This is a genomic window from Atopobacter phocae ATCC BAA-285 (genome assembly GCF_000526675.1).
GTDB classification, from domain to species: domain Bacteria; phylum Bacillota; class Bacilli; order Lactobacillales; family Aerococcaceae; genus Atopobacter; species Atopobacter phocae.
Genome location: NZ_JAGN01000070.1, coordinates 1 through 3,394 on the forward strand (window position 1 = coordinate 1; position 3,394 = coordinate 3,394).

Consider the following 3,394-nt stretch of genomic DNA (forward strand, 5'->3'; position numbering starts at 1 on the left):
ACTGTAACTTATCCAGACAAATCAACGGATACGTTGGCACCAGATCAAGTGATAGTAGATAAAGATGGATCTGGCGGATCAACGATTGCGGATGAAATAGACCTAATCGATCCAGCTGTCAAAGTACCAGTAAAAGATGTTAACAATCTGACACCGGATGAAAAAGACCAAGTGGCAGATGAAGTGGTGAAAGCTAACCCAGGCAAAGGCATTACAAAAGATAATGTCAGCGTAGGGGACGATGGTACAGTGACCGTAACTTATCCAGATAAATCAACGGATACGCTTTTCTCAGATCAAGTAATCGTTAAACAAAATCATTCTAAAAAGTCAATCTTTGAGAGTAGCAAAGTACAAGCTGCTGGAATTGGCTCAAATAATGAGTTACCAGAAACAGGTGAACAATCAAGTGCTATAATGACAGCAGCACTTATGTCACTAGCGTTAGGAAGTATATTAATACTTGCTATAAGTAGAAAAAAGTAAAGAAATAAAATAAGTTCGAAGTAAATTACATGTAAATTTATTTTAAATTAATTTAATTTTTAAAAACCCTCGATAAGAAATTGTCGAGGGTTTTTATTATGATTTCTTTTATAATTATTAGCTGTCTATTAAATTGAAAGTAAAAAATACAAGCTAGTCATTTTAATGCATTAATAAATCAAAACTCACTGATATTCATTTTTAGGTTGAAATAATATATTTTTCGTTGTATTATATACACACTCTCTCTTTGAAAACGAACTATTAATGTGTTTTATAATTCTATAGTTCGCTTAAATACATTTGATAAATAATGCTAAATTACTATGTGATGAACGATAAAAAAAGAAGAGTAACTCAAAATAGAATGGAGAAAAGTCATGACAAAAAGACGTGTAATTTTAGATACGGATACAGCTGGAGACGATACAACAGCCATTTTGACTGCTTTGCATCATTTTAAAGTAGAAGGTATTACAATTGCTGGAGGCAATGTAGCCTTTGAACAAGAAGTTGAAAATGCGTTATATACGATTGAGTTGTCTAATCCTGATACATACGTTCCTGTTTTTAAGGGACATGACGGACCAATGATGCGAGAAATAGGCGCTAAACATTGGACGGAAGAGCGAATTATGGGAATTGATGGCATGGGAAATTCATTCTTTGAAAAAGCTAAACAGCGTCCAGAAGAGATGCATGCGGTTGATTTTATTATTCAAACCATTATGGACAATCCAGGCGAAATTGAAATTATTGCAATAGCACCTTTAACGAATATTGCAATGGCAGTTAAACGTGAACCGAAAATTGTAGATAAAATTAAGCATTTGTGGATTATGGGTGGTGTCAATAACTCGCTAGGAAATATTGCGGCTGTAGCTGAATATAATTTTTATACGGATCCAGAAGCAGTTAAACTCGTATTACATTCAGGTATGCCAATGACGATGGTTACTTGGGATATGTGTTTGAAACACGCAGTAATGTATGAAGATGCCATTAATGAAATTGAAGCTCTTCAAACAAAAGGATCAGAATTTTTTATAAAAGTGAATACACATGTTAGAGAATTTGAATTAGCCAAGCGAGGAATTGATGGCATTACTTGTCCAGATTCAGTAGTTGTAGCCATAGTAGCGGATGAGTCACTAATGACCAAATCGGGTAGTTACTATGTAGATATAGAAACGCAAGGAACCATTACACGTGGTTATAATTTAGTTGATTTGCAATCAGATCTCGGTAGAGAACCAAATATACGTGTATGTGAAGCAATTGATGGCGAAAAATTTAAACAGCATTTAATGACAGTGTTAGGTGCAATTAATTAGTTAAAAAAACTATATGATTAAATGAGGAAAAATTGGTTTCACATCAGCTATAAGAATACATTATATATAAGGGAGCGATTGATCATTAATATTTTAAGAGGCGTTTTAGGAATTGTGACAGTTTTGGTATTGGCTTACTTGCTTAGTTTTGATCGGAAAAGATTAAATTTCCGAACAATTGGAGCCGCACTTTCGATTCAAATTATTTTTGCATTTTTAGCCTTGAAATCCTCAGTTGGACAGGCCGTTATGTTAGGAATGAGTGACGGTCTAAGTGGCGTAGTGGGATATGCAAATGAAGGAATTAGCTTTTTATTTGGACCGCTCGTTGAAGGTGGGTTTGTGTTTGCTATTCAAGTATTAACAGTGATTGTCTTTTTCTCATCACTTATATCGGTGTTGTATTATATCGGTATTATGCAACGAGTAATTGACATTATTGGAGGAGGATTATCCAAACTACTCCAAACAACACGGGTTGAGTCGCTATCTGCAGCGGCTAATATTTTCTTAGGATTAACAGAAGCACCCCTTGTAGTTAAACCGTACTTAAGTAAAATAAGTGATTCGGAAATTTTTGCTATTATGGTAGGAGGTTTCGGTTCGGTTTCTGGAACGGTTTTAGTAGGCTATTCATTGTTAGGGATCCCATTAAAGTATTTATTAGCAGCAAGTTTTATGTCAGCGCCAGCAGCACTATTGTTATCTAAAATTGTCTATCCTTTACCAAAAGAAGCGTTAGACAAAATTAAAACGGGACAAGATAATGTAAAAATTCAAATGGACCAAGAAAATCAACCGACTAATATTATTGATGCGGCCGCACGCGGAGCTTCAACTGGTGTAGGAATGGCAATTCAAATTGGAGGAATATTATTTGCTTTTATTTCTTTAATCGCCTTAGTTAATGGTGTTCTAGGAAATTTAGGTGATTTAGTGGGTCTGAATAATTTAACGTTAGAGCGAATACTTGGATTTATATTATCTCCTGTGGCATTTTTAATTGGTGTTCCATGGAAAGAGTCGATGGTAGCCGCACAATTTTTAGGACAAAAAATGGTTATCAATGAATTCGTTGCCTATGTAAACGTGGGAAAAATTGCGGATGAACTATCGCCAAAAACCTTAATGTTACTGAGTTTTTCATTAGCTGGGTTTGCAAACTTTGGTGCAATCGCATCACAAATTGGCGGACTGGGTGAATTAGCACCTACTCGACGAGCTGTCGTTTCAAAATTAGGCTTACGTGCTATGTTAGTTGGTATGCTCGTTTCTCTTTTAAATGCATCGATAGCAGGGATGTTTATATAAGTAATAATATTCACGTGAAAAAATATTGAAAATTAAATATAAAACCATCAAAATGAAGCAACACCTTAATATTGTTTAATCAATATTGAGGTGTTTTTTTCTGAAGAATAGAGAAGTTGTTACAGTGGATTTTTAATAGACTATTCAAAAAAATAAATAATGACTGAAATTTAGATAAAGTCCATATAATTGTGTAAAAGATAAAAGGCCATATAAAGCTCCTTTTACGGTACAATGTTTTTACCAGAAAACCTACCCAGGAG

General features: G+C 34.4%; 3 protein-coding genes. All 3 read left to right on the forward strand.

Features of this window, described 5'->3' with window-relative positions; all coding sequences use genetic code 11:
- A partial coding sequence (locus L866_RS08885; protein ID WP_035446504.1) for a MiiA motif-containing surface protein occupies positions 1 to 486 on the forward strand: 486 nt, incomplete at its 5' end.
- 380 nt (positions 487 to 866) lie between these two features.
- A complete protein-coding gene (locus tag L866_RS0108070; RefSeq protein ID WP_025730864.1) occupies positions 867 to 1,820 on the forward strand; it encodes a nucleoside hydrolase in 954 nt (317 codons plus the stop codon).
- A gap of 78 nt (positions 1,821 to 1,898) precedes the next feature.
- Complete coding sequence (locus tag L866_RS0108075) at positions 1,899 to 3,131, forward strand: NupC/NupG family nucleoside CNT transporter (protein ID WP_211236695.1); 1,233 nt, start codon at positions 1,899 to 1,901, stop codon at positions 3,129 to 3,131.
- Positions 3,132 to 3,394: the final 263 nt, after the last annotated feature.